20 protein-coding genes and 1 pseudogene are annotated in these 24,703 nt (G+C 72.4%); 14 read left to right on the top strand and 7 right to left on the bottom strand.

Annotated features, from left to right (window positions below):
* Window positions 1-5: 5 nt before the first annotated feature.
* Complete coding sequence (locus ACQP2F_RS23315) at window positions 6-695, bottom strand: RibD family protein (protein ID WP_433290604.1); 690 nt, start codon at window positions 693-695, stop codon at window positions 6-8.
* Window positions 696-856: 161 nt separating this feature from the next.
* On the opposite strand from ACQP2F_RS23315, the gene ACQP2F_RS23310 reads away from it, so the two are divergent.
* From ACQP2F_RS23310 to recQ, 3 genes and pseudogenes are all read left to right on the top strand, one after another.
* Window positions 857-1,498, top strand: a complete 642-nt coding sequence (locus ACQP2F_RS23310; protein WP_433290602.1) for a GTP cyclohydrolase II — start codon at window positions 857-859, stop codon at window positions 1,496-1,498.
* A 33-nt stretch (window positions 1,499-1,531) separates the two neighbouring features.
* Entirely contained in the window at window positions 1,532-3,430 is a 1,899-nt protein-coding gene (locus tag ACQP2F_RS23305) for a SpoIIE family protein phosphatase (protein WP_433290600.1), read from the top strand.
* Between the two features lie 54 nt (window positions 3,431-3,484).
* Window positions 3,485-5,311: pseudogene (gene recQ / locus ACQP2F_RS23300) on the top strand (DNA helicase RecQ); the annotation flags it as partial.
* A 661-nt stretch (window positions 5,312-5,972) separates the two neighbouring features.
* Here the strand turns inward: recQ and ACQP2F_RS23295 are convergent.
* Window positions 5,973-7,142, bottom strand: a complete 1,170-nt coding sequence (locus ACQP2F_RS23295; protein WP_433290598.1) for an ROK family protein — start codon at window positions 7,140-7,142, stop codon at window positions 5,973-5,975.
* Window positions 7,143-7,183: 41 nt separating this feature from the next.
* On the opposite strand from ACQP2F_RS23295, the gene ACQP2F_RS23290 reads away from it, so the two are divergent.
* Complete coding sequence (locus ACQP2F_RS23290) at window positions 7,184-7,849, top strand: HAD family hydrolase (RefSeq protein ID WP_433290596.1); 666 nt, start codon at window positions 7,184-7,186, stop codon at window positions 7,847-7,849.
* Window positions 7,850-8,283: 434 nt separating this feature from the next.
* Window positions 8,284-8,649 (top strand): YybH family protein, encoded by a 366-nt coding sequence (locus tag ACQP2F_RS23285; RefSeq protein ID WP_433290594.1) that lies wholly within the window; start codon window positions 8,284-8,286, stop codon window positions 8,647-8,649.
* A gap of 46 nt (window positions 8,650-8,695) precedes the next feature.
* Here ACQP2F_RS23285 and ACQP2F_RS23280 read toward each other — a convergent pair whose 3' ends face one another.
* The gene (locus ACQP2F_RS23280) at window positions 8,696-8,821 is read right to left on the bottom strand and encodes a hypothetical protein (protein ID WP_433290592.1); all 126 of its coding nucleotides are present in this window, start codon (window positions 8,819-8,821) and stop codon (window positions 8,696-8,698) included.
* Between the two features lie 120 nt (window positions 8,822-8,941).
* Between ACQP2F_RS23280 and ACQP2F_RS23275 the strand changes: the two genes are divergently transcribed.
* Complete coding sequence (locus ACQP2F_RS23275; RefSeq protein WP_433290590.1) at window positions 8,942-9,349, top strand: VOC family protein; 408 nt, start codon at window positions 8,942-8,944, stop codon at window positions 9,347-9,349.
* 189 nt (window positions 9,350-9,538) lie between these two features.
* Here ACQP2F_RS23275 and ppdK read toward each other — a convergent pair whose 3' ends face one another.
* Entirely contained in the window at window positions 9,539-12,211 is a 2,673-nt protein-coding gene (ppdK, locus tag ACQP2F_RS23270) for a pyruvate, phosphate dikinase (protein WP_433290588.1), read from the bottom strand.
* 189 nt (window positions 12,212-12,400) lie between these two features.
* Between ppdK and ACQP2F_RS23265 the strand changes: the two genes are divergently transcribed.
* Window positions 12,401-12,868 carry a hypothetical protein gene (locus tag ACQP2F_RS23265; RefSeq protein ID WP_433290586.1) on the top strand — a complete coding sequence of 156 codons (468 nt, stop codon included), beginning with the start codon at window positions 12,401-12,403 and terminating at the stop codon, window positions 12,866-12,868.
* Window positions 12,865-13,962 carry an MAB_1171c family putative transporter gene (locus ACQP2F_RS23260; protein WP_433290584.1) on the top strand — a complete coding sequence of 366 codons (1,098 nt, stop codon included), beginning with the start codon at window positions 12,865-12,867 and terminating at the stop codon, window positions 13,960-13,962. The genes ACQP2F_RS23265 and ACQP2F_RS23260 overlap by 4 nt, the downstream gene beginning before the upstream one ends.
* On the opposite strand, the gene ACQP2F_RS23255 is transcribed toward ACQP2F_RS23260, so the two are convergent.
* A complete protein-coding gene (locus ACQP2F_RS23255; RefSeq protein WP_433290582.1) occupies window positions 13,913-14,344 on the bottom strand; it encodes a helix-turn-helix domain-containing protein in 432 nt (143 codons plus the stop codon). The two genes, ACQP2F_RS23260 and ACQP2F_RS23255, sit on opposite strands and share 50 nt — an antisense overlap.
* Before the next feature lie 169 nt (window positions 14,345-14,513).
* Here ACQP2F_RS23255 and ACQP2F_RS23250 point away from each other — a divergent pair, with 169 nt between their 5' ends.
* Window positions 14,514-15,725: a cytochrome P450 gene (locus ACQP2F_RS23250; protein WP_433290580.1), complete on the top strand. Its 1,212-nt coding sequence runs from the start codon at window positions 14,514-14,516 to the stop codon at window positions 15,723-15,725.
* Window positions 15,726-15,802: 77 nt separating this feature from the next.
* On the opposite strand, the gene ACQP2F_RS23245 is transcribed toward ACQP2F_RS23250, so the two are convergent.
* Window positions 15,803-16,498: a hypothetical protein gene (locus ACQP2F_RS23245; protein WP_433290578.1), complete on the bottom strand. Its 696-nt coding sequence runs from the start codon at window positions 16,496-16,498 to the stop codon at window positions 15,803-15,805.
* A 144-nt stretch (window positions 16,499-16,642) separates the two neighbouring features.
* On the opposite strand from ACQP2F_RS23245, the gene ACQP2F_RS23240 reads away from it, so the two are divergent.
* Genes ACQP2F_RS23240 through ACQP2F_RS23230 form a run of 3 tightly spaced genes read left to right on the top strand, consistent with a single transcriptional unit; the run spans window position 16,643 to window position 20,582 of the window.
* A complete protein-coding gene (locus ACQP2F_RS23240; protein ID WP_433290576.1) occupies window positions 16,643-18,103 on the top strand; it encodes an FAD-linked oxidase C-terminal domain-containing protein in 1,461 nt (486 codons plus the stop codon).
* The gene (locus tag ACQP2F_RS23235; RefSeq protein ID WP_433290574.1) at window positions 18,103-19,221 is read left to right on the top strand and encodes an FAD-binding oxidoreductase; all 1,119 of its coding nucleotides are present in this window, start codon (window positions 18,103-18,105) and stop codon (window positions 19,219-19,221) included. Before ACQP2F_RS23240 ends, ACQP2F_RS23235 begins: the two co-directional genes overlap by 1 nt.
* Window positions 19,221-20,582, top strand: a complete 1,362-nt coding sequence (locus ACQP2F_RS23230) for a (Fe-S)-binding protein (protein ID WP_433290572.1) — start codon at window positions 19,221-19,223, stop codon at window positions 20,580-20,582. The genes ACQP2F_RS23235 and ACQP2F_RS23230 overlap by 1 nt, the downstream gene beginning before the upstream one ends.
* Window positions 20,583-20,585: 3 nt before the next feature.
* On the opposite strand, the gene ACQP2F_RS23225 is transcribed toward ACQP2F_RS23230, so the two are convergent.
* On the bottom strand, window positions 20,586-22,790 hold the full coding sequence (locus tag ACQP2F_RS23225; protein ID WP_433290570.1) for a cellulose binding domain-containing protein: 2,205 nt from the start codon (window positions 22,788-22,790) through the stop codon (window positions 20,586-20,588).
* Between the two features lie 118 nt (window positions 22,791-22,908).
* Here ACQP2F_RS23225 and ACQP2F_RS23220 point away from each other — a divergent pair, with 118 nt between their 5' ends.
* Both ACQP2F_RS23220 and ACQP2F_RS23215 read left to right on the top strand, forming a co-directional pair.
* A complete protein-coding gene (locus tag ACQP2F_RS23220) occupies window positions 22,909-24,069 on the top strand; it encodes a cellulose binding domain-containing protein (RefSeq protein ID WP_433290568.1) in 1,161 nt (386 codons plus the stop codon).
* 71 nt (window positions 24,070-24,140) lie between these two features.
* A complete protein-coding gene (locus ACQP2F_RS23215) occupies window positions 24,141-24,521 on the top strand; it encodes a hypothetical protein (protein WP_433290566.1) in 381 nt (126 codons plus the stop codon).
* The last annotated feature ends 182 nt before the right edge of the window (window positions 24,522-24,703 follow it).

The raw sequence follows: 24,703 nt of genomic DNA, 5'->3' as shown, positions 1-24,703 counted from the left end.
TGGTGTCAGTCCCCGAACCGCTCCGAGAGGGCGTAGCGCAGCAGCACCACGTCGCCGATCTGCCGCACCTCGGCCAGGGTGGCCCGATGGCCCGGGCCCCATGGGAACTCGCCGTCGCCGACGAACCGCGGCGCCCGCGAGTCGCCGACGAAGAAGGGCGCCACCACCAGCTGCAGCTCGTCGACGAGGCCGGACGTGAGGAACTGGGTGTGCATGGTGCCGCCGCCCTCGACCATGAGCCGGCGGACGCCCCGGCTCGCCAGGTCGGACGTCACGCGGCCGAGGTCGACCGGGTCGCCGCCGTCGATGACCGTCGCGACGTCGCCGAGCCGCTTGCGGGCGTCCTCGACGCTCGCGGTGGCACAGTAGACGAGCTTCTCCACGTCGCCGAGGGCGAAGAAGCGGGCGCCCGGGTCGATGTCGCAGCTGCCGGTGACCGTGACCTTCAGGGGGTGCGGCCGCTGGCCGCGCGCCACCCGCAGCGCGCGGCGCTCCGGCGAGCGCACCAGCAGGCGCGGGTCGTCCTGCCGGATGGTGGCCGCGCCGACCAGGATCGCGTCGCAGCCGGCCCGGACCTCGTCGACCCGGTCGAAATCGGCGTCGTTCGACAGCAGCAGCCGGTCCTGGGCGGCGTCGTCGAGGTAGCCGTCGATCGACATGCCGCAGCTCAGCAAAGTGTAAGGACGCTCGCCCACCGATGACGCCTCCAGTCGAGCGACGATCGTCACCCCGGTCGAACAGTTGCGTCCAAGATAATCCGAGCGACGATGACAAGCACGTTCGCAATCTGTTGCGTTGCGGCTACCTCGGCGGCGGGCATAAATCGGCGGGGATCCTAGGAGGAGGACCGATATCCATGGAAAAGGCCACAGTGCGACAGCAGGTGACCGTTCCGCTCCGTTTCAGTGACGGGTACACCACCAGCGCACGGGTGATGACCTTCGACGGTCTCGTGGACGGCAAGGAGCACCTGGCCCTGGGCCTCGGCGACTGGCAGCGCGCGCTGACCAAATCGGCGGCCGGCGGGCGGGCGCCGCTGGTCCGGCCGCACAGCGAGTGCCTGACCGGGGACGTCTTCGGCAGCCAGCGTTGCGACTGCGGACCGCAGCTGCGCGAGGCGGTCGAGCGGATCGCCGACCAGGGCGGGTTCCTGCTCTACCTGCGCCAGGAGGGCCGCGGTATCGGGCTGTACGCCAAGCTCGACGCCTACGCGCTGCAGGACGCGGGGCTCGACACGTACGAAGCGAACGTAGCGCTCGGCCGGGGCGAGGACGAGCGGGACTACGCCGCCGCCGCGCAGATGCTGCTGGCGCTGGGGGCCGACCGGGTGCGGCTGCTCAGCAACAACCCGGACAAGGCGGTGCAGCTCGCGGCGTACGGGATCGACGTCACCCAGCGGATCCCGACCGGCGTGCACATGTCCTCGGCGAACGTCCGTTACCTGGCGACGAAGGCCTCGCACACCTCGCACACCATCGAGCTACCCCTTGCCGAATAGGTACAAGCTCCTTTCTTCGGGCACGATGGGCCGATGACCGACGATCCCCGGCTGCTGCTGGCGGCACTGGACCAGGTGCCGTTCATCCTCGCCGTGTGCGAGGGGCCGGAGCTGCGGGTGCTGAGCCTGAGCGCGGCCACCCGGGCGGTGCTGCCGGGCCGCGACTGGGCGGGCCGGCCGATCCGCGAGGTCATCAGCGACCTGCTCGACCAGCAGATCGTCGACCGGTACTACGAGGTCTACCGGACCGGCGAGCCGGAGAACGGGCGGGAGTGGCGGGTCCATCTGGACATGCCCGACGGCTCGGTGCACGAGATGTACGCCAGCTTCACCATCACGCCGTGGCATGCGCCCTCGGGAGAGCGCCTCGGCGTGATCGGCGTCGGCTTCGACGTCACCGAGTCGGTGCGGCAGCGGCAGGCGGCGGGCGCCCTCCGGCGGCAGGTGGAGCAGTCCCGCCAGGTGATCACGTCGTTGCAGCGGGCGCTGCTGCCGACCGGGCTGCCGGTGCTGCCGGGGGTGCAGGTCGCGGCCAGCTATCTGCTCGCCGACGCGGACACGGCGGCGGGCGGTGACTGGTTCGACGCGGCTGCCCGGCCCGGCGGGCGGGTGGCGCTGATCGTCGGCGACGTGGTCGGGCACGGCGTGTCGGCGTCGGGGGTGATGGGTCAGCTGCGGGCGGTGCTGCGCGACCGGCTCGACGACGGAGCGGGCATCGCCGACGCGCTGGCGGCGGCCGACCGGTTCGCGTCGCGGACGCCGGGCGCCCACGCGACGACGGTCGGCATCGCCGAGCTCGACCCGGTCAGCGGCGATCTCGTCTACTGCATGGCGGGACATCCGCCGCCGCTGGTGGTGTCACCGTCCGGAGAGACCCGGTTCCTTTCCGGTACGGGCGGAACGCCGCTGGCCACCGGCGGTTCCTTTCCCGTGGCCACCGACCGTCTCGCGCCCGGCGAGCTGCTGCTGCTCTACACCGACGGGGTCCTGGAGCGGCCCGGCCGCACCCACGCGACCGGAGCGGCGGAGCTGGCCTCGGTCGCGGCGTCGTGCGCGGCCGGGCGGGCCCTGCGCGACCCCGGCTCGACGGCGGCCGAACGGGTCTGCACCCAGGCGGTCGAGCTCCTGGTCCGGGCCACCGGCCATCACGACGACATCACCCTGCTCGCGGCGCAGCGCGTCCCGGCGCCGTCCCCGCTGGTCCTCGATCTGCCGGTGACGCCCGAGTCGCTCGCCGACGCCCGGGGCGCGATCGGGTCGTGGCTGGCCACCATCGGCGTCACCGCGCACGACGGGTTCGTGGTGCAGCACGCGCTCGGCGAGCTGATGACCAACGCGATCGAGCACGCCCGGTCGGCCTCGATGGTGGAGGTGCGCGGGTCGCTGCTGCCGTCGGGCCGGCTCGCGCTCACGGTCCGCGACCACGGGGAGTGGCGGGCGCCCACGCCGGACCCGAACCGCGGCCGGGGGCTGGCCATGGCCTCGCAACTGGTGGACGAGCTGTCGGTCGAGCCGTCGTCGCCGGGCACCCTCGCATCGGTGACGCATACGCTCGTACGGCCGGCGCTCTTGTTGGATTTGTCGGGCTTATCCGGTTTTTCCGAGCCCCTTGGTCTCGCGGCGCCTTCTTCCGGCACCTTCCGCATCGTCGAGGAGGCGGGGGACGAGACCCGGGTGCGGATCGAGGGACCGGTCGACGCCTCGACCGCCGCCGTCGCCCGGCAGGAGCTGCTGCGGCGCGGGCGCGGCGGGACCGTGGCGCTGACCGTGGATCTCTCGGCGGTGACGCATCTGTCCAGCGCCGGCGTGTCGGCCCTGCATCAGGTGGCCGAACGGCACGCGTCCCCGTCGGCGCCGCTGTCGCTGCACGCCTCGCCGGGCACGCCGGCCCGCGAGATCCTCGAACTGGTGGCGCTGCCCTCGTTGGCGTGACGGGTTGTCCACAGGGTCGCGCAACTTGTCGGTGGGCTTCTCTACTATCGCGGGGTGGCTTCTCCCGTTCCTGCCCCGGCTGTCGATGTGCTCAACCGCGTGTTCGGCTACCCCGACTTCCGCGGCGACCAGCGCGAGATCATCGAGCACGTGATCGGCGGCGGCGACGCTCTCGTGCTGATGCCGACCGGCGGGGGAAAGTCGCTGTGCTACCAGATTCCGGCCCTCGTGCGTCCCGGCACCGGTGTGGTGATCTCGCCGCTCATCGCGCTCATGCAGGACCAGGTCGACGCGCTGCGCACGCTCGGCGTCCGGGCCAACTTCATCAACTCGTCGCAGGACCTCGAGGAGCGGCGGATCGTCGAGGCCGAGTTCGTCAACGGCGAGCTCGACCTGCTCTACGTGGCGCCCGAGGGCCTGGGCGTGCCGGCCACCCAGCGGCTGCTCGACCGGGGCAAGATCTCGCTGTTCGCGATCGACGAGGCGCACTGCGTCTCCCAGTGGGGGCACGACTTCCGCCCCGACTACCTCGGGCTGTCGATGCTGCACGAGCGCTGGCCCGACGTGCCCCGCATCGCGCTGACCGCGACGGCGACCACCGCCACCCGCGACGAGATCGCCACCCGGCTGCGGCTGACCGGGGCGCGGCACTTCACCGCCAGCTTCGACCGGCCCAACATCCAATATCGCATCGCCCCCAAGAGCGAGCCCCGCCGCCAGCTGCTCGACCTGCTGCGCACCGAGCACCCCGGCGACTCCGGCATCGTCTACTGCCTGTCCCGGGCCTCGGTCGAGAAGACGGCGGAGTTCCTGTCCCAGCAGGGCATTCCGGCGCTGCCGTACCACGCCGGCCTCGACAACCGGGTGCGCGCGGCCAACCAGTCCCGCTTCCTCCGGGAGGACGGGCTGGTCATGGTGGCGACGATCGCGTTCGGCATGGGCATCGACAAGCCCGACGTGCGGTTCGTGGCCCATCTCGACCTGCCGAAATCGGTGGAGGGCTACTACCAGGAGACGGGCCGGGCCGGGCGGGACGGGTTGCCGTCGACGGCCTGGCTGGCGTACGGGCTGCAGGACGTGGTGCAGCAGCGCAAGATGATCGAGAGCTCGGACGGTGACGCGGCTTTCCGGCGCAACGCCTCCCAGCACCTCGACGCGATGCTGGCGCTGTGCGAGACGGTCGCCTGCCGGCGCGGGCAGCTGCTGGCGTACTTCGGGGAGAAGGAGGCGCCGGCCTCCTGCGGCAACTGCGACACCTGCCTGACCCCGCCGGAGTCGTGGGACGGCACGGTCGCCGCGCAGAAGCTGCTCTCCACCGTGCTGCGGCTGCAGCGCGAGCGCGGCCAGAAGTTCGGCGCCGGCCAGTCGATCGACATCCTGCTCGGCAAGGAGACCGAAAAGGTCCTCCAGTTCCGCCACCACGAGCTGTCCGTCTTCGGCATCGGCAGCGACCTGCGCGACCAGGAGTGGCGGGGCGTGGTGCGCCAGCTGCTGGCCACCGGTTACCTGGCGGTCGAGGGCGACTACGGCACGCTGGTGCTGACCCCGTCGAGCGCCGAGGTGCTGCGCGGCCAGGTGAAGCTGATGATGCGCCGCGAGGCCCCCAAGCCCGCGCGCCCGCCGCGTTCCCGCACGACGGCGCCCGCCGTCACCGCCGACCTCCCGGCCGCCGCGACCGGCGACTTCGAGCGCTTGCGGGCGTGGCGCGCGGCGACGGCGAAGGAGCAGGGCGTCCCCGCCTACGTCATCTTCCACGACGCGACCCTGAAGGCGATCGCCGCGCTGCGCCCGACGTCGCTGGCCCAGCTCGGCACCGTCAGCGGCGTGGGCCAGAGCAAGCTGTCGAAGTTCGGCCAGCAGGTCCTCGACACCCTCGCCGCGGGCGCCGTCGCAGCCCCTCCCCCGGCCACGTCCGCACCCGCCTCCGCCGCACCCGCTTCCCCTGCACCCGCTTCGCCTGCACCCGCTTCCCCCGCACCTGCTTCGTCTGCACCCGCTTCCCCTGCACCCGCTTCCCCCGCACCCGCTTCCCCCGCACCTGCTTCCCCCGCACCCGCTTATCCCGCACCGGCTTCCCGCGCACCCGCCTCCCCCGCGTCTGCCCCCGCCGCGGCAGACCTCTCCGTCGGCGGGCCCGCCTCGGCCTCGCCGTCCGCCCGTACCGGTGCGTCGCATGCCGGTCGGCCCTCCCGCGCGCCGCAGCAGCGTTCTCCGGAGCCGCCGCCGACGATGTTCTCCGCAGATTTCGCGGACGAGGAGCCGCCCGAGGACGAATACGAGGCCTACGACCCCTACGACGACCGCTCGTTCGACTGAACCGCCCGAGGCCGCCGCTCGCGGCCGGCCGGGTCGCGCGGCCGGCCGGGTCGCGCGGCCGGCCGGGTCGCGCGCCTGGCCGGGTCGCGCGGCAGGCCGGGTCGCGCGGCAGGCCGGGTCGCGCGGCAGGCCGGGTCGCGCGGCAGGCCGGGTCGCGCGGCGCCCTGCCGGAGGCGGCGCCCTCCCCGGGGCGGCCGTCCCGTCGCCGTCGCGCGTGGTCGTGTGTTCAGGAGGCGGCGGCCAGCAGCGGGTCGGCCAGCAGCGGCGCGAAACCCAGGTCGGCCGCGCCCAGCAGGGTGGCGTCGTCGGCCAGGCCGGAGAGGCGCAGCTTGGCGCGCTCGCGGGAGACAGGCATGGCGTGCTGGGCGATGCGCTCGGCCACCTGCGGCGCCGCCGCGGCGTAGACGTCGCGCAGCATGCCGCCGAAGATGACCACGCCGGGGTTGAACAGGTTGATCAGGTTGGCCACGCCGATGCCCAGCCAGTCGCCGATCGCGGCCACCGCGGCCCGGGCCCGCGGATCGCCCGCCGCCGCGTCGCGAACCACCGCCCGTACCGCCTCGCGCCCGATCATGCCGTCGTCCGCGCGGCCGGCGGCGGCCAGCAGCGCGTACTCCCCCGTCTCCGCCTCCAGGCACCCGCGCGAGCCGCAGAGACACGGACGGCCGTTCACCGGGTTGACCAGCATGTGGCCGACCTCGCAGCCGTAGCCGCCCTCGCCGCCCAGCAGCTTGCCGTTGACCAGGATGCCGCCGCCCACGCCGACGTCGCCGTGCAGGTAGATCAGATCGGGTGAGCCGACGCCGGCGCCGCGCTGGAACTCGGCCACGGCGCCCAGGTGCGCCTCGTTGCCGACGGCCACCGGCAGACCGAGGCCGAGCGCGCGGGACAGCTCGGCGCCGAAGGCCTGGTCGACCCAGCCCATCTGCGGGCCGTAGCGCACCATGCCGTCGCCGGGGCGGATCATGCCGCAGTACGAGGCGCCGATGCCGACGCAGATCGAGGTGGCGTCGGCCAGCGAGCGCCCGAGCGCGGCCAGCTTGGCGACCACCGTCTCGAGGTCCACGCCGGCCCGCGGGCGCGCGGTCTCCCGCCGGTCGAGGATCACGCCGCCGATGCCGACCCGGGCGGCCACCAGGCGGTCCACGGCCACATCGAAGGCGAGCACGTGAAAACGGCCCGATTCCGGCCGGACCACGAGCGACGGGCGGCCGGCTCCGGTCGTACCCTCCGGATGCTCCTCGCGCACCAGGCCCGCCGCGGCCAGCTCCGCCGTGAGCGCCAGGATCGTGCTGCGGTTGACGCCCATCCGCTCGGCGAGGGCGGCACGCGACAGTGGCCCGCTCACATGCACGTGATGGAGCAGGGTCCCCAGCGTCGATCGGTGACGGTGCATCCCATCGACAACTTAACCGACCGCCGGTGCATTATCACCGGGTGACGATCAGGGGACTGCTGCTCGACTTCTACGGCACCGTCGTCGAGGACGACGACACCATCATGATGGAGGTCGCCGCCCGCGTGGCGGCCGGCGCGTCGAGGCCCGTCACCGCGGCCGAGGTGATGGCGGCCTGGAGCTGCGAGTACGAGGATCTCGCCGAGCGCACGCCGTTCCGCTCGTTGCGCGCCTGCTCGGTGGGCAGCCTGGCGACGGTGATGGCCGAGTTCGGCTGCCCGGGCGACGCCGAGGAGCTGTGCGCCGGCCAGTACGCCTACTGGGCCGCGCCGCCCCTGCGGCCCGGCACCCGGGACTTCCTGTCCCGCGTCGAGCTGCCGATCTGCGTGGTCTCGGACGCCGACCACGACGATTTGCTGCGCGCCATCGACGCACACGGGCTGTCCTTCGCCGCGGTCGTGTGCAGCGAGCGGGTGGGCGCGTACAAGCCGGACCCGGCGATGTTCGCGGCCGGGCTGGCCGCCCTCGGTCTGGGCGCGCACGAGGTCCTGCACGTCGGGGACTCGCTGCGCACCGACATCGAGGGCGCCCATGCCGCCGGCATCCGCACCGCGTGGGTGAACCGCCGGGGGCTGCCGCGCACCGCCTGCGGGCCGGCGGCCTTCGTCATCAGCGACCTCTCCGAGTTGGACGGTTGTCTGGCTTGAAGCGGCCGATTTGGGGGTTCCCGCATTTGCGTCTGCCCCGCGTCGCGCCGCCCCACACTTTCGCCGCCCCGCGCCCGCGCCCGCCCTCGGCGTCCGCACCGGCGCCGACCCGCCCAGCGCCGCGCCGCACCGAGCCCGCGGCGCCCCGCCCAGCGCCGCACCGACCCGCACCCGTGCCTGCCCTCCGCGCCCGCAACCACGCCGCACCGCACCGCGCCGCACCGCACCGAGCCTGCGCCGCCCCGTCCCAGCGCCGCGTTGGGGTCCGCGCCGCACCCCACCCGTTGTTGGGTGGGGCGAGTAAACCAGCCGCCTACGACAATTTCCGGTCGCCGTCCACAGCCGTGGCGGACAGATCGGATAAACGCTGGAGAAGCCCGCCCTCGCGATGGCATGCTGCGACCCAACTACGGGGATGAAGGGCAGACGACATCGTGGAATTCGCGGAGGCCGTGGAAGCGCACCTGGCCGCGGTCAGCGCACGGGATCTCGACGGCTATCTGAAGTCGGTGCACGACGACGTGTCACTCGTGCTGCCCAACGGGCGGCTCATCGAGGGGCGCGAGGCGATCAGCGAGTTCCACCGCGAGTGGTTCGGCGACCCGGACTGGAGCTGGGAGCTCTCCCGGCTGCGGACCGCGACCGTCGGCGAGACCGGGATGGCCCTCTGCCAGGTGGCCTATCACGACCTGGACGCGGAGGGCCGTCCCTACACCATGCGCTACCTGCTGAGCCTCACCTTCGCCCAAGTCGGCGGGGACTGGCTGCTGCTGCACGACCAGAACACACCGACGAGCTGACCCGGCAGGCGGGGGGTGCGAGTCCACCAGCCCAGCTCGGGAGCGGTCACGGGCCGACCACCTCGTCGCCGTCCCAGGCCAGAACGAGCGGCACGTCGCTGGGGAGATCGGTCGCCGTCCAGGCCGCCGCTGCGGACATTTCCCCGGGGCGCCGCCGAACTTCGCGATCCACAGCGTCATGCTCAGACCCGACCGGGCTACCGGCCGTCCCGGCCACTCATTTTTGTCGTACGGCAGGTCTAGGGTCGGCCGGTGAAAGGAAAGGACAGTCGCTCAGCCAAGGGAGTCTGACATGGCGTCACAGCTCAACCCCTACCTGACCTTCGACGGCAACGCGCGCGAGGCGATGGAGTTCTATCGGTCGATCTTCGGCGGCGAGCTGAGGATCAGCACGTTCGGCGAGTTCGGCAACCCCGATCCGGCCATCAAAGACCTGGTGATGCACGCCAACCTCGACACGCCCCAGGGTTACCGGCTGATGGCCTCCGACACCGCGCCGGGTATGACGCTCCAGCCGGGCAACAACATCACCGTGAGCTTGAGCGGCGACCCGGGCGAGGGCCTCGAGGACGTCTGGGAAAAGCTCGCGGACGGCGGCGAGGTGCACGTGGCGTTCGAGAAGCAGATGTGGGGAGACACGTTCGGCCAGTGCAAGGACAGGTTCGGCGTGCAGTGGATGGTGGACGTCGTCGGGTCCTGAGCGCGCGGAACGCAAGGGCGCGAGTGCGGGCACGACGCGAGCGCGAGGCCGGCGCAGCGAGCGCGGGCACGGCGGAAGCGGGCAACCTGGCCCACGGAAGCAAGACGCGTGGGGAGAGCGCACGCCCGGCCGGGACGGACCGGCCGGGCGCGCAGAACGGCGGGCGAGAGCGCGACGGGAAAGCGCGGGTCAGCGGTGGTCCGACCCGGTCGACTCGACGGCTGCGCGACCCGCCTCCAGGCGGGCCACCGGGACGCGGAACGGCGAGCAGGACACGTAGTCGAGACCGACCTCGTGGAAGAAGTGCACCGACTCGGGGTCGCCGCCGTGTTCGCCGCATACGCCCAGCTTCAGGCCGGGGCGGGTCGCCCGGCCCTCGGCGGCGGCGATGCGGACCAGACGGCCCACGCCGTCGCGGTCGATGGACTCGAAGGGGCTGATGCCGAAGATGCCGAGCTCGAGGTAGCGCCAGAAGAACGCGCCCTCGACGTCGTCGCGGGAGAAGCCCCAGGCCATCTGGGTCAGGTCGTTGGTGCCGAAGGAGAAGAACTCGGCCGCCTCGGCGATCTGGCCCGCGGTCAGCGCCGCGCGCGGCACCTCGATCATGGTGCCGATCAGGACCTCGACGCCCGAGTCGCCGACCACCTCGGCGATGATGCGCTCGGCCTCCGCGCGTACGGTCTCGAGCTCCTGGACCGCACCGACCAGCGGCACCATGATCTCGGGCTTGGGGTGGCCGCCCTCGGCCGCCAGCGCGACCGCCGCCTCGGCGATCGCCCGCACCTGCATCGCGAACAGGCCGGGAATCACCAGGCCGAGCCGGACGCCGCGCAGGCCGAGCATCGGGTTCTGCTCGTGCATGCGCCGTACCGCCGACAGCATCCGCTCGTCGCGCTCGTTCTCCTCGCCGCGCGCCTTGGCGACGGCGACCTGCACCGCCAGCTCCTCCAGCGACGGCAGGAACTCGTGCAGCGGCGGGTCGATCAGCCGCACGGTCACCGGCAGCCCGTTCATCTCGCGGAAGATGTCCAGGAAGTCGGCCCGCTGCAACGGCTGCAGCGCGGCCAGCGCGTCGTTCCGCTCGGCCGGGTTGGGCGCCAGGATCAGCCGCTCGACCAGCTCCCGCCGGTCGCCGAGGAACATGTGCTCGGTGCGGCACAGGCCGATGCCGTGCGCGCCGAAGCGGCGGGCCCGGGCGGCGTCGGCACCGGTGTCGGCGTTGGTGCGCACCTTGAGCGCCGCCCGCGAGTCGGCGTGCGTCATCAGCAGGTGCACGGCGGCGACCAGCGGCTCGTTGGCCAGCGCCGGGTCGAGGTCGCCCTCGAAGTACTGCACCACCTCGGACGGGCGCACCGGGACCTCGCCGAGGTAGACGCGGCCGGTGGTCCCGTCGATCGAGATGACGTCGCCCGCGCGCACCACCTGGCCACCCACGGTGAACTGGTCGCGGCCGACCTCGATCTCGTCGGCGCCGCACACACACGTCTTGCCCATGCCGCGGGCCACGACCGCGGCGTGCGAGGTCTTGCCGCCGCGGGAGGTGAGGATCCCCTGGGCCGCGATCATGCCGGGCAGGTCGTCCGGGTTGGTCTCCCGGCGTACCAGGATGACCGGGCCATCCGCGGCGACCGCTTCGGCGGAGCTGAAGACCACCTTCCCGTACGCGGCGCCGGGCGACGCCCCGACCCCGCGGGTGATCGCCGTGGGGTCGCCGGAGAGGTCGAACCGCGGGAACATCAGCTGGGCGAGCTGCGCCCCGCTGACCCGGGTGAGCGCCTCATCGAGGTCGATCATCCCCTCGTCGACGAGCTGCGCGGCGATGGTGAAGGCCGCCGCCGCGGTCCGCTTGCCGACCCGGGTCTGCAGCATCCACAGCTTGCCGCGCTCGATCGTGAACTCGATGTCGCACAGGTCGTGGTAGTGGCCCTCGAGCGTCGCCATGATCGCGAGCAGCTCGTCGTACGACTTCTTGTCGATCTTCTCGAGGTCGGCGAGCGGGAGCGTGTTGCGGATGCCGGCCACCACGTCCTCGCCCTGCGCGTTCTGCAGGTAATCGCCGTAGATGCCGCTCTCGCCGGTGGCCGGGTCGCGGGTGAAGGCGACGCCGGTGCCGGAGTCCGGGCCGAGGTTGCCGAAGACCATCGCGACCACGTTGACGGCGGTGCCGAGGTCGGCGGGAATCCGCTCCTGCCGCCGGTAGAGCACGGCGCGGTCGGCGTTCCACGAGCGGAACACCGCCTCGATCGCGAGGTCGAGCTGCTGCCGCGGGTCCTGCGGGAAGTCGTGGCCGGTGTGCTTGGCGAAGACCTTCTTGTACGCGCCGACCAGTCCCTTGAGATCGTCGGCGTCGAGCTGGACGTCGTCCTTGACGCCCTTGGCCACCTTCGCCGCGTGCAGCGCTTCCTCGAACTCACTCCCCGGCACGTCGCAGACGGTCTTGCCGAACATCTGGATGAGCCGGCGGTACGAGTCCCAGGCGAACCGGTCGTTGCCGCCGGCCTGCCGGGACAGCCCGTCCACCGACTCGTCGTTGAGCCCGACGTTGAGGACGGTCTCCATCATGCCCGGCATCGAGAACTTGGCGCCCGAGCGTACGGATACCAGCAGCGGGTCGGCCGGGTCGCCGAGCCGCCGCCCCATCGAGCGTTCCAGGGCGGCGAGATGCTCGTCGATCTCGGCGTCGAGACCGTCCACATGGGTGCCGGCGGCCAGGTACCGCTGGCAGGCCTCGGTGGTGATGGTGAAGCCGGCCGGCACGGGCAGCCCGAGATTCGTCATTTCGGCGAGATTCGCGCCCTTGCCGCCGAGCAGATCCTTGAGATCCTTGTTCCCCTCGGCGAAGTCGTAGACGAACTTGGCCATGCCGACCACCTCCGGTTTCGATTCCGCGGCTCAACTGGTTTCTGCCCCGGGATTCGTAAGGCTAAGCCGACGTGGGCCGAATAGTTAACCTGCGCGTGGGGTTTTCCACACGTCCCCGCAGGTCTCTGTTCGGGAAGCGCTTTCTTCGCGCAGTTCCGTGCAAACGGACCTGCGGGTAACGTTTCGCCGGTGAGGGGTCTGCGGTGGCGTAGCGAGCGGCGATTGCGGGGCATCCGGGTCCCGCGCCCGTTCGACCTCGACGCGTTCTGCGCCGGGGTCGCCGCCGGCCGCGGCCGCCCGCTGATCCGCCGGCCGGTCCCCGGGCTGAGCGCCGAGGCGCCGTGCGGACTGTGGATCGCCACCGACCGGGCCGATCACGTCTTCTACGATCCGGGCACCTCGCCGCTGCACGCCGAGCACATCGTGCTGCACGAGCTGGCCCACATGATCTGCGGGCACGCCGGCGCCGACGGCGCGTTCGCCCGGCTCTTCCCCGATCTCGACCCGGCCACCGTGCGGCGGGTGCTCGGCCGGGTCAGCTACACCTGCGAGCAGGAGCGCGAGGCCGAGATGGTGGCCTCGCTGATCCGCGGGCGCTCGGCGCCGCCGCCGGGCACGCCCGGCCGGGTGGCCGACGCCTTCGGCTATGCCGAGTGATCCTCGACGTCGCCCTGCTGGCCCTGCTGTGGGGCGCGTGCGTCGCGCGGCTGCCGACGCTGCTGCGTGACAAGCGGCAGCAGGCCTTGTGGGCGACGCTGTTCGCCGGCGCGCTCACCGAGACGTCGGCGTTCCCCCCGGTCGCCGAGGCGGTCGGCCGGCCGATCCTGACCCACCTGCTCGGCGCGGTGGCGGCGTTCGTGCTGCTGCGGTTCCTGGCCCTGCTGACCGGCGCCGGTGGCCTGCGCCGTCAGCTGGCGCTGACGGTGACGGTGCTGGTCACGTTGCTGGTGCTGGACGCGGTGACGGGCGGGATCGACCCCGGTCCGGCGCGGCTGGCCGGGCCGCTGTCGCCGGCGACGGTCGCCTACTGGGCGGTGCTGGAGGTCTACCTGGGCACCGTGCTGATCATCGCGACGCTGCTGTTCTGGTCGGTGGCCCGGGACGCGCCGGCCGGCCTTCCCCGCCTCGGGCTGCGCACGGCCGCGGTCGGCACGGCCATGATCTCGGTCTACGCGGCGGCCAAGACGACCCTCATCGTGCTGAGCGGGGCCGGGGTGCCGATCGACTTCGATGCGGTGGCGCCGTGGGGCCACTACCTGCAGGGCGTGGGCACGCTGCTGGCGGTGTCGGGGGGCCTCGTGCCGGCCGGCCGCCGGGCGCGGGCGGTGCTCACCGCGTACGTCAGCCTGCTGGTTCTGAGGCCTTTGTGGACCGCCATGCGCGACGCGTTCCCGGAGGTCATCCTGTTCTCGCCGCGCCGGGCGGTGATCGAGCTGGCCGGCGTCGACGAGTTGCACCTGCGGCTCTACCGGCGGGTGATCGAGATCCGGGACGGGATGCTGGCGCTGCGCCCCTACCTCGCGGACGGCTCACACGAGACGCCGCAGGCCGAGGCCATGGCCATCGCGGTGGCGCTGCGGCGCCGCGCCGCCGGATGCCCGCCGGACGACGACGGGCGGACGTTCGCGCCGGTCGGGCCGCAGATGGCCGACGAGGTGGCGTGGCTGAGCCGGGTGAGCCGCGCCTATCGCAAGGCGCGCGTCACGGCTGCCGCTGCTCCGACTCCCAGACCTTCCGGATCAGCTCGCTGATCGTCTCGCGGCCGCGCGGCGACACGTCGGCCGCGCGCAACGCGATCTCGGTGACCCCGGCGTCGCTGATCGACCGCAGCAGGTCGAGCTGCGCGTCCACCCGCCGGGTCTGTTCGTCGTCGAGGAAGTACGACACCGGGACGCCGAAGTAGGTGGCCAGCGCGGTCAGGTGCTGGACCGTCGGGTTGTCGCGCCGGCCGGTGCGCAGCTGCCAGATGTACGTGTGCGAGATCGCCACGCCCTGGCCGGCGCGGATCGCCTCGGCGACCGCCATGTAGCTCGGCTCCGCCCGGCCCGCGTCACGGACCTGGCGGAACAACCGGTCCAGCTTCTCGGCGATGGAGAAGGCGCCCACCACGCCCTCCTCCCCCTGCCGCGGCATCTGGCCGTGCCCTTTAACGGGCCGCTACGACGCCCATGAGCAGGGACGCGCTGTGCGTCCATGCACATCCCCCGATGTAGGACGTCATAAACTGTGGTTGATGAGACCGCAACGAGCCTAAAACACGACCCTTCCTCGCTCAAGCCCCGGCCCTTGTAAGGTCGTCCGGGTGGTGGACATTGTGGCGGGACCCGAGGTGTCGGCCCTGCTCGGCGAGCTGACCACGCCGATCGGCCGGGAAGATCCGTACCCGCGTTACGACCGCCTGCGGGAGATCTCGCCGGTGCTGCGCGCGGACGACGGCGCGCTGGTGGTGACGAAGTATGCCGATTGCGCCGCGGTCACCCGGGATGCCCGGCTCGGCCACATGCCGGCGGACATGCTGGCATTCGTCGGGCTGCCCGACTGGAAGGACCATCCGGCCCTCCAGCAGCTGTTCACGAGCCTGCTGGCGATCAACCCGCCCGATCACACGCGGCTGCGGCGGCTGGTGAGCTCGGCGTTCACGCCGCGCCGGGTCGAGGCGCTGCGGCCGGCCGTCGAGCGGATGGTGGACGACCTGCTGGCACCGTTGTCCGGCCCGGCCGACTTCATCGCGGCCTTCGCGTTTCCCTTGCCGGTCAACGTGATCGGCGAGCTGCTCGGCGTCCCCGCCGAGGACCGGGGACAGTTCCAGTTCCTGGTACGCGACTGGTCGCAGCTGCTCGACACCATCTCCCCGGAGGTGATCGCCCGGGCCGACCCGGCCGCCGCGACCATGCGGTCCTATCTCGCGTCGCTGGCCGCCGTCCGCCGCCGGGAGCCGCGGGACGACCTGATCAGCGCGCTCGTGGCGGTGGAGCAGGAGGGCGACCGGCTCGCCGAGGACGAGTTGGTCACGATGGCCGCGCTGCTGTTCGCGGCCGGCTTCGAGACGACCACCAACCTGCTCGCGAACGGGCTGGTGGCTCTGCTCGCGTCGCCCGCCTCGATCCCGTCGCTGGCGGCCGGCCCGGTGGCGGCGGTCGAGGAGCTGCTGCGGTTCGACTCGCCGGTGCAGCTGGTCGCGCGGGTGGCGTGGGAGGAGACGACGATCGGCGGCGTCGGCATCGCGCCCGGCGACCGGATTGTCGCTTATCTCGGTGCGGGCAATCGGGACCCGGAGCGGTTCGCCGCGCCCGGCCGGCTGGATCTGTCCAGAAGGGACAATGCGCCGCTGTCCTTCGGCGGGGGCATCCACTACTGCCTGGGCGCCCCGCTGGCCCGGCTCGAGGCGCAGGTCGCGTTTCCGGCTCTGCTGCGGCGTTTCCCGGGCATCCGCCTCGACGGGGACCCGGTGCGGCGGGACAGTCTGACGATTCGCGGCTTCACGGCGCTGCCGGTGACCTTCGCGGAAAGTTAAGACGCCGCTGAGAATTCCACGGGGGAAGAACTCTCAACGGCGCACGCCGAACATTAGACGACGCCGGGCGGGTCTGTCTATCCCACGCGCTGCACGACCGTGCCGACAAGTTTCTGCCAGTCGGTGGCGAAGCCGGGTGCGGGGGTCGCGCTGTTCAGCTGATAGATCGCGTACGCGTCGACGAGCACCACGTTCGCCGACTGCACGACGGTGACGGCGGTGTCGGCCGTGCCCGGGTGCGACGGGTCGTATTTCTTGTGCCGGATGACCACGAACCCCGTCCAGGCGCCCTGGTCGAGCGGCTGGATCTCGACCGTCTCGGTGTAGGCGGGCTCGTTGCGGTCGCTGGTCCTGGTGGCCGGCACCGAGACCGTCCGCGGGCAACCCTCGGCCACGCCCCGGAGCCCGGCGAGGGCCGCGTCGGCGCCGGTCTTGTCGCCGTAGACGATGGCGACCTGCTCGAGCGTCTGCGCGCCCTTCTCGCCCTCGTCGACGAGCGGGGCGGCGACGACCTGGCCGCCGGGCGGCACGCTGGGCGCGGGCGACGTGCCGCCGCAGATGCTCATCAGCTGGTCGGGGTCGGCGCTCTCGTCGGGGGCGGTCCAGGTCGGCCCGACCTCGGCCGCTTGGAGCAGGGCGCCACGCATCGTGGTCGTCGTGATGGTCTGCCGGTCGGGCTGCTCATCATCGCCGGAGCTGCTGCAGGCGGCCGTCACGACAAGCGCGCAAGCAGCCACGACGGCGGCCCGGGCGGCTCGGGGGGTCACGAACATCCGGCCATTTTGGCAGATGATCCGGCCCTCGCCGACTGGTCTACGGAGCGTGACAGCTCGGCTCCGGACCGGACTCTCTGGTCGCGCCGCGCCCGCGTGGCGGGTTACGTTGACCGGGGACTCGTCGGCGGTGAGGGGGTCGCGGTGGCTGTGATCGAGAGGCTCGCCGAACGGCTCCGCGCCGAGCTGGGCGCGGCGCGGGTGATCACCGACCGGCAGGAGCTGCGGACCTACGAGTGCGACGGGCTCGCCCATTACCGGGTCGTGCCCGCCCTGGTCGCCCTCCCGCAGGACACGCGGCAGGTCGCCGCCGTGGTGCGGGCCTGCGCCGAGGCGAAGGTCCCGTTCGTGGCGCGCGGCTCGGGCACCGGCCTGTCCGGCGGCGCGCTCCCCCATGCCGACGGGGTGCTGATCGTGACGGCCCAGATGCGCGACATCCTCGAGCTCGCGCCCGGCGACGAGCGGGCCGTCGTGCAGCCGGGCGTCATCAACCTGCAGGTCACCCGGGCCGCCACGCCGCACGGCTACTACTACGCGCCCGACCCGTCGAGCCAGCAGATCTGCTCGATCGGCGGCAACGTGGCGGAGAACTCCGGCGGCGCGCACTGCCTGAAGTACGGGTTCACGACCAACCACGTGACCGGGCTCGAGGTGGTGGCGCCGGACGGCGAGGTGGTGCGGCTCGGCGGGCGGGCGCCGGATCCGCCCGGCTACGACCTGATCGGCGCGTTCGTCGGGTCGGAGGGCACGCTCGGCGTCGCGACCGAGGTGACGGTGAAGCTGACCCGGCTGCCGGAGTCGGTGCGGACGCTGCTGGCCGCGTTCCACGGCACCGATCAGGCCGGCGCCGCGACCTCGGCGATCATCGGCGCGGGGGTGGTGCCGGCCGCGATCGAGATGATGGACGCCCTGGCCATCGAGGCGGCCGAGGCGGCGGTGGCGTGCGGCTACCCGGCCGGCGCCGGCGCGGTGCTGATCGTCGAGCTGGACGGGCCGGCGGCCGAGGTGGCGGCCCAGTTCGACGAGGTGAGCCGGCTGTGCGAGCAGAACGGCGCGTTCGAGATCCGGATAGCGGCCGACGACGCCGAGCGGGCCCTGTTCTGGAAGGGGCGCAAGTCGGCGTTCGCGGCGGTCGGCCGGATCAGCCCGGACTACATCGTGCAGGACGGGGTGATCCCGCGGACCGAGCTGCCCGAGGTGCTGCGCCGCATCGGCGAGCTGGCGGCCGGCCACGGGGTGCGGGTGGCGAACGTGTTCCACGCCGGCGACGGCAACCTGCATCCGCTAGTGCTGTTCGACGACGCGATCGAGGGGCAGGCGGAGCGGGCCGAGGCGGCGTCGGGCGCGATCATCGACCTCTGCATCGAGTACGGCGGGTCGATCACCGGCGAGCACGGGGTGGGCGCCGACAAGGCGAAGTACATGCCGCGCATGTTCACCGACGACGACCTCGACACGATGCAGCTGGTGCGGTGCGCCTTCGACCCGGACGGCATCGCCAACCCGGGCAAGATCTTCCCGACGCCCCGGTTGTGCGGCGAGCGGCCCGGCCGGCATCAGGGCGCGCACCCGTTGCAGGAATCAGGCGTGGCCGAGGTCTTCTGATGACTACTTTGGACGAGCTGACCCGGCCGGCCGGCGACGAGGACGTGGTCGGCGGCGTGCCGGCCCGGCTGGTGGCCGCGCCCGCGACGACGTCGGAGGCGGCCGCGCTGATCGCGGCCGCCCGGGATCTGACCGTGGTCGTGCGCGGGGCCGGCACCAAGCTCGACTGGGGACCGCCGCCCGAGTCGCTCGACCTGATCATCGACACGCGGCGGATGGCCGGCGTCGTCGAGCACGCGGCCGGTGACCTGATCACGATCGTCCGGGCCGGGACGCCGCTGGGCGACATCGCGCTCGGCGATCAGGTCCTCGCGCTGGACGGCCCGGCCGGCGCGACCGTGGGCGGCACGGTCGCGGTGAACACCAGCGGGCCGCGGCGGCTGCACTACGGCACGACGCGCGACCTGCTGATCGGCATCACGGTGGTCCGGCCCGACGGGAAGGTCGCCAAGTCGGGCGGGAAGGTCGTCAAGAACGTCGCCGGGTACGACCTGGGCAAGCTGTACACCGGGTCGTACGGGACGCTGGGGCTGATCACCGAGTGCGCGTTCCGGCTGCACCCGCGGCCGCGGGCGGCGGTGTTCGTGCGGGCACAGGCGCCGGCCTCCGAGGTGGCCCGGGTGCTCGAGGCGCGGGTGGCGCCGGCCGCGATCGAGATCGACTCGGCGTCGGGTGAGCTGGCCGTGCTGATCGAGGGGACGGCCGAGGGCGTACGGGAGCGGTCCGGGGTGGTCGCCAAGGTGCTCGGGGGCGAGGTCGCCGAGGAGGCGCCGCCGTGGTGGGGCGTCGAGCCGTGGGCGGCCGGCGGCATCGGCCTGAAGCTGTCGGTGCCGATCTCGAAGGTGCCCGAGCTGGTGGCCGAGGGCGACCCGGTGCGGGGGTCGGCCGGCACCGGCGTGCTCTACGCGGGCGCGGCCGGGATCACCGACGTCGAGCGGCTGCGGGCGCGGTGCGTGCGGCTCGGCGGGCACGCGGTGGTGCTGACCGCGCCGCCCGAGTGGCGGGACATCCTCGACATGTGGGGACCGGTGCCGGGGCTCACGCTGATGCGGCGGATCAAGGACCAGTTCGACCCGGGGCGCCGCTTCTCCCCCGGCCGGTTCGTGGGAGGGATCTGATGGTCGACGCCACCTGGGGCACCGGCGAGCCGCCGCGCGACGTGCTCGGGCCGGTCCGGTCCTCCGAGCCGGCCTTCGACGACGATCATCCGCCGCGGAAGGATCTGATCGCCGACTGCGTGCACTGCGGGTTCTGCCTGCCGACCTGCCCGACGTACGTGCTGTGGGGCGCCGAGGCCGACTCGCCGCGCGGGCGGATCTACCTGATGAACCAGGGCGTCGACGGGGAGCCGCTGAGCGACTCGATGGTCGAGCACTTCGACCGCTGCCTGGGCTGCATGTCGTGCGTGACGGCCTGCCCGTCGGGTGTGCGGTACGACCGGCTGATCGAGGACACCCGGGCGCAGGTGGAGCGGCGGCATCCGCGCCCGGCCCGGGAGCGGGCGTTGCGCTCGGCGATCTTCGCGTTGTTCCCCTATCCGCGCCGGCTTCGGCTGCTGCGGGGGCCGCTCCGGGCGTACCAGGCCTCGGGTCTGCAGAAGCTGATCGGCCGCACCGGTCTCCTCGAGCGGCTGGGCCCGACCCTCACGACGCTCGAATCGCTGGCCCCACCCCTGCGCCGCGTGCCGCGCCCACCCGAGCGCGTGGCCGCCCGCGGCCGGCGCCGCGCGGTGGTCGGCATGCTGACCGGGTGCGTGCAGAGCGCGTTCTTCCCGGACGTGAACTCGGCGACCGTGCGGGTGCTGGCGGCCGAGGGCTGCGACGTGCTGATCCCACCGTCGCAGGGTTGCTGCGGTGCTCTGAGCGTGCACAACGGACGCCGGGCCGAGGCACAGCGGTTCGCCCGCCGGCTGATCGCGACGTTCGAGCGGACCGGCATGGACTACTTCGTGGTCAACGCGGCCGGGTGCGGGTCGTCGCTCAAGGAGTACGACGAGCTGCTCGCCGACGATCCCGCCTTCGCGGCGCGGGCGAGGGCGTTCACGGCGAAGGTGCGCGACCTGTCGGAGCTGCTGGCCGAGCTCGGCCCGGTGGCGCCGCGGCATCCGCTGGAGATGACCGTCGCCTATCACGACGCCTGCCACCTCGGGCACGCCCAGGGGGTGCGGGCGCAGCCCCGGTCGCTGCTGGCCGGGATTCCGGGGCTGACGCTGCGCGAGATCGCCGATCCGGAGATCTGCTGCGGGTCGGCCGGCATCTGGAACGTGCTGAACCCGGTGCCGGCCGCCGAGCTCGGCGACCGGAAGGCCCGCACCGTGCTCGCCACCGGAGCGTCCCTGCTGGTCACCGCGAATCCCGGGTGTCTCATGCAGATCGCGGCCGCGGCCCGGCGTCAGGGCGGGGAGATCTCCCTGGCGCACACCGCCCAGGTCCTGGACGCCTCGATCCGGAACCTGGGGGTGCGCGCGCTGATCACGTAGGCGTCATCGGATGGCGAAGCTGGGGTGCGGCGGCTGGTTGTAGGCGGTGTTCTGCCAGGCGATCGCCTCGCGGTACTGGACGTCGTGCAGCAGGGTGACGATCCGGCGGTCGGTGGGCTTCGGGGTGCTGTAGATGCGCAGCGCGTTGTTGGCCGTCGTCGGCCAGATCACCTCCTCCCGCCAGTCGCCGAGGAGGTCGCCGGAGAGCGACGGGGTCGACTTGGTGCCGTTGTTGGCGTGCACGTCGGCCGCGGTGAGCAGGCGGGTGTCGCCGGAGGTGCCGTACTTGTCGATGTGGGTGCCGTCGAGCAGCTCGCGGGTGGCGTCGCCGTCCCACCAGACCACGAAGTTGGTGGAGCCGGGCTTGCGGGTGGCGACCACGGCGCCGGACGGGCTGCGCACGCCGTCGGCGGCCGCCGACCACGACTCGGCGCCGGGGCTGCCGGCCCAGATGTCGTCGCTGACGCCGCGGCCGTTGTCGCCGTTGGCCGGGGTCGTCCACAGGACCTGGCCGGTGCGGGCGTCGGCGAACCAGGAGGAGGGCTTGCTGCCGTCCTCGTCGACCTTGAACTCCTCGAGGCCGGGGCGGGACGGGTCGAGGTCGCCGACGTGCAGGGCGTCGCCGTGCCCGTTGCCGGTGTTCCACAGCTTGCCGCCGTTGTCGTCGATCGCCATCGCGCCGTAGACGATCTCGTCCCGGCCGTCCTGGTCGACGTCGGCGATCGCGAGCTGGTGGTTGCCCTGCCCGGCGTAGGCGCTGTTGCCGCTGCCGTTGGAGTCGAACGTCCACCGCCGGGTCAGGGCGCCGTTGCGGAAATCCCAGGCCACGATGACCGTACGGGTGTAGTAGCCGCGCGTCATGATCAGGCTAGGGCGGGCGCCGTCGAGATAGGCCGTGCCGGCCAGGAACCGGTCGACCCGGTTGCCGTAGGAGTCGCCCCAGCTCGAGACGGTGCCGCGGGGCGGCTCGTAGCTGACGGTGCTGGTCGCCGCGCCGGTCCGGCCGTCGAACATCGTCAGGTACTCGGGGCCGGAAAGGATGTAGCCGGACGAGTTGCGGTAGTCGGCGCCGGCGTTGCCGATCACCCGGCCGGTGCCGTCGACGGTGGCGTCGGCCGTCTTCATGGCCACCTCGGCGTCGCCGTCACCGTCGTAGTCGTACACCTGGAACTGGGTGTAGTGCGCGCCGGCCCGGATGTTGCGCCCGAGGTTGATGCGCCAGAGCCGGGTGCCGTCGAGCCGGTAGCCGTCGACGTAGACCGGGTCGGTGACGCCGGACTGCGAGTTGTCCTTGGAGTTGGCCGGATCCCACTTGAGGACGATGTCGAGCTTGCCGTCGCCGTCGAGGTCGCCGACGCTCGCGTCGTTGGCGGTGTAGAGCGAGCTGTTGGGGTTCTGGATCGGGACGTCGAGGTAGCCGTTGGCGAAGGTCAGCGCCGGCCCCTCGGCGGCCTGCTCGACGCCGTTGACCACCGCCCGGACCGTGTAGGCCGAGCCGGCGGCGGCGCCCGGATCCAGCCAGGTCGTCGAGGTGGTGAGCGGGCTCGCGGTGAGCTTGGTGGTGCCCCGGTAGACGTTGAAGGCGATGCCGGCGGGGTCGGTGCCGAGCAGGCGCCAGCTGACCAGGTTGCCGCTTCCGGAGTGGACGCTGACGACGCCGCGGTCCAGCTTTTCGACCTGTCTGCCGTTGACGGTGGCCGTGCCGCCGGCCGGCGGCGGCGTCGTGGTCGGTGGCGTCGTGGTCGGTGGCGTCGTGGTCGGCGGTGTCGTGGTCGGCGGTGCCGTGGTCGGGCCCGTTGTCGGGGTGGTGCTTCCGGTGCAGGCGGTCCCGTTCAACGAGAACGATGTCGGGGTTGCTGCCGTGCCGCTGGCGTTGAAGCCGAAGCTTGTCGTCGCGTTTGTCGCGATATTTGCGTTGTATCCGGCGTCCTTGACCTGAACATCGGCGCGCGCCTGGGTCACCACGCCGTTCCAGAGCTGGGCGATGGTCTGGGTGCCGGGCCAGGTGAAGGTCAGCGTCCAGCCGTTGATCGGGTCACCGAGGTTGGTGATGTCGACGGCCACGCCGAAGCCGCCCTGCCACTGGTTGGTGACGGTGTAGCGGACCTGGCAGCCGGCGGCGGCGTCGGCCCGGGTCGCGACGGCCGTCAGCCCGGCGCCCACGGTGGCGGCGGCGAGGACGGCGGCGATCTTTCGGCGGCTGGCCACGCTGGCCCCCTTACATTTACAGTCATGGATTGGGAGCGCTCCCAGACTGACCGGTCGCGGTCGGTTCGTCAAGCTCCGCGTTCGCCACCCACGTCCCGAGGTTCTCCGGGAGGAACCCATGCGTCGAAGAGTCGCGATTCTCGCCGCCGCGAGCACGGCCCTGGCCACGGCCGCCGTCGTCACCGCCGGACAGGCCTCGGCCGCTGCCGGCTGCCGGGTCAGATACACGATCTCCAGTCAGTGGCCGGGCGGGTTCGGCGCGGCCGTGGACATCACCAATCTCGGCGACCCGATCAGCGGGTGGACGCTGGGGTTCACCTTTGCCGCGGGGCAGTCGATCACTCAGTTGTGGAACGGTTCCGTGGCTCAGTCCGGCTCGGCCGTTACGGTGAAGAACGCCAGCTATAACGGAAATATCCCGATGAATGGGTCGGTCAGCTTTGGCTTCAACGGGTCGTGGACGGGGAGCAATCCGGTGCCTTCGTCGTTCACGCTGAACGGGGTGAGCTGCACCGGGGCCGTGGGCACACCGCCGCCGTCCACGGTCCCGACCACCCCACCGACTTCCCCGACGACGATCCCGGCCACTCCACCGACGACTTCTCCGACCACATCCCCGACGACTTCGCCCACCACGCCACCCACTACTCCGCCTACGACTCCCCCGTCCGGCGCTCCGGTCAAGATCATGGCGCTCGGGGACTCGATCACCGGCTCGCCGGGATGCTGGCGGGCGCTGCTGTGGCAGAAGCTGCCGGCCGCGCGGGTCGACTTCGTGGGCACGCTGCCGCCGCAGGGGTGCGGGTTCACCTACGACGGGGAGAACGAGGGGCACGGCGGCTATCTGGTCACCAACGTGGCCAATCAGGACCTGCTCGTCGGCTGGCTCGCGGCCACCCGTCCGGACGTGGTGATGATGCACTTCGGAACGAACGATGTCTGGAGCAATCTGCCGGCTTCGACGATCCTCACCGCGTACACGAAGCTCGTCTCTCAGATGCGCACCTCGAACCCGCACATGAAGATCCTGGTCGCGCAGATCATTCCGATGAACCCCAGCACGTGTACGGAGTGCGCGGCGCGCGTGGTCACCCTGAATGCCGCGATCCCGGCCTGGGCCGCCGGCCTGACGACCACCGCCTCGCCGATCACGGTCGTCGACCAGTGGACGGGTTTCGACGACGCCATCGACACCTACGACGGCGTGCACCCGAACGACGCGGGCAACGTGAAGATCGCCAACAGGTGGTACCCGTCGGTCGCGGCCGCCATTTCCTGATGTCTCGCGACCGGGCGGCCCTCGTCGCCCGGTCGCGAGTTTTTGTCATACCCGTCCGGCATACTCGCGGCATGTCTGATTCGGATCATCTGGTGGACACCTGGCGCAGCATCATCGCCGGGGACGGCAAATCGTGGGTGGTGTTCGAGCACGGCACCTGCGTCGTGTTCGCCGAAGCGGGCACCGGCGACCTGGCCACGCGGGCGGTTGACGTATTGCGGGAGTTCGGTCCGGTGCGCACCGGCACTCCCGCCGCCGACTTCGGCACCATCACTCTGGAGGAGACGCCGGGCTGGGTGGTGACCGGCCACCATCCCGACGTGCTGACGTTCGTCTCCCCCGACGAGGTCGACCAGCACGACACGCTGGTGGTGGGCCTGACCGGCCGGGCGAAGCGCGACCAGGACGGGAGGTCGCTCACCGTGGTGCACGTCGAGCAGCTCGCCGGCTGAGCGGCACCGGTGCGAGTTCCGCGCCGCGACCGGGAGGCAGCGAGTGGGAGGCGCCGCGGAGCGGAACTGCCGCGGGCCGGAGCGGGACCGGCGCGAGACCGCCACGGGCCGGCGCGAGCCCAGCGCGGGCCGGCGCGGGCCGGCGCGAGACCGGCGCGGGCCGGCGCGAGACCGGCGCGGGC

It is taken from the genome of Actinoplanes sp. CA-030573 (assembly GCF_050951115.1).
In the GTDB taxonomy this organism is placed as follows: Bacteria; Actinomycetota; Actinomycetes; order Mycobacteriales; family Micromonosporaceae; genus Actinoplanes.
This window is presented reverse-complemented; position numbering and strand designations above follow the sequence as displayed.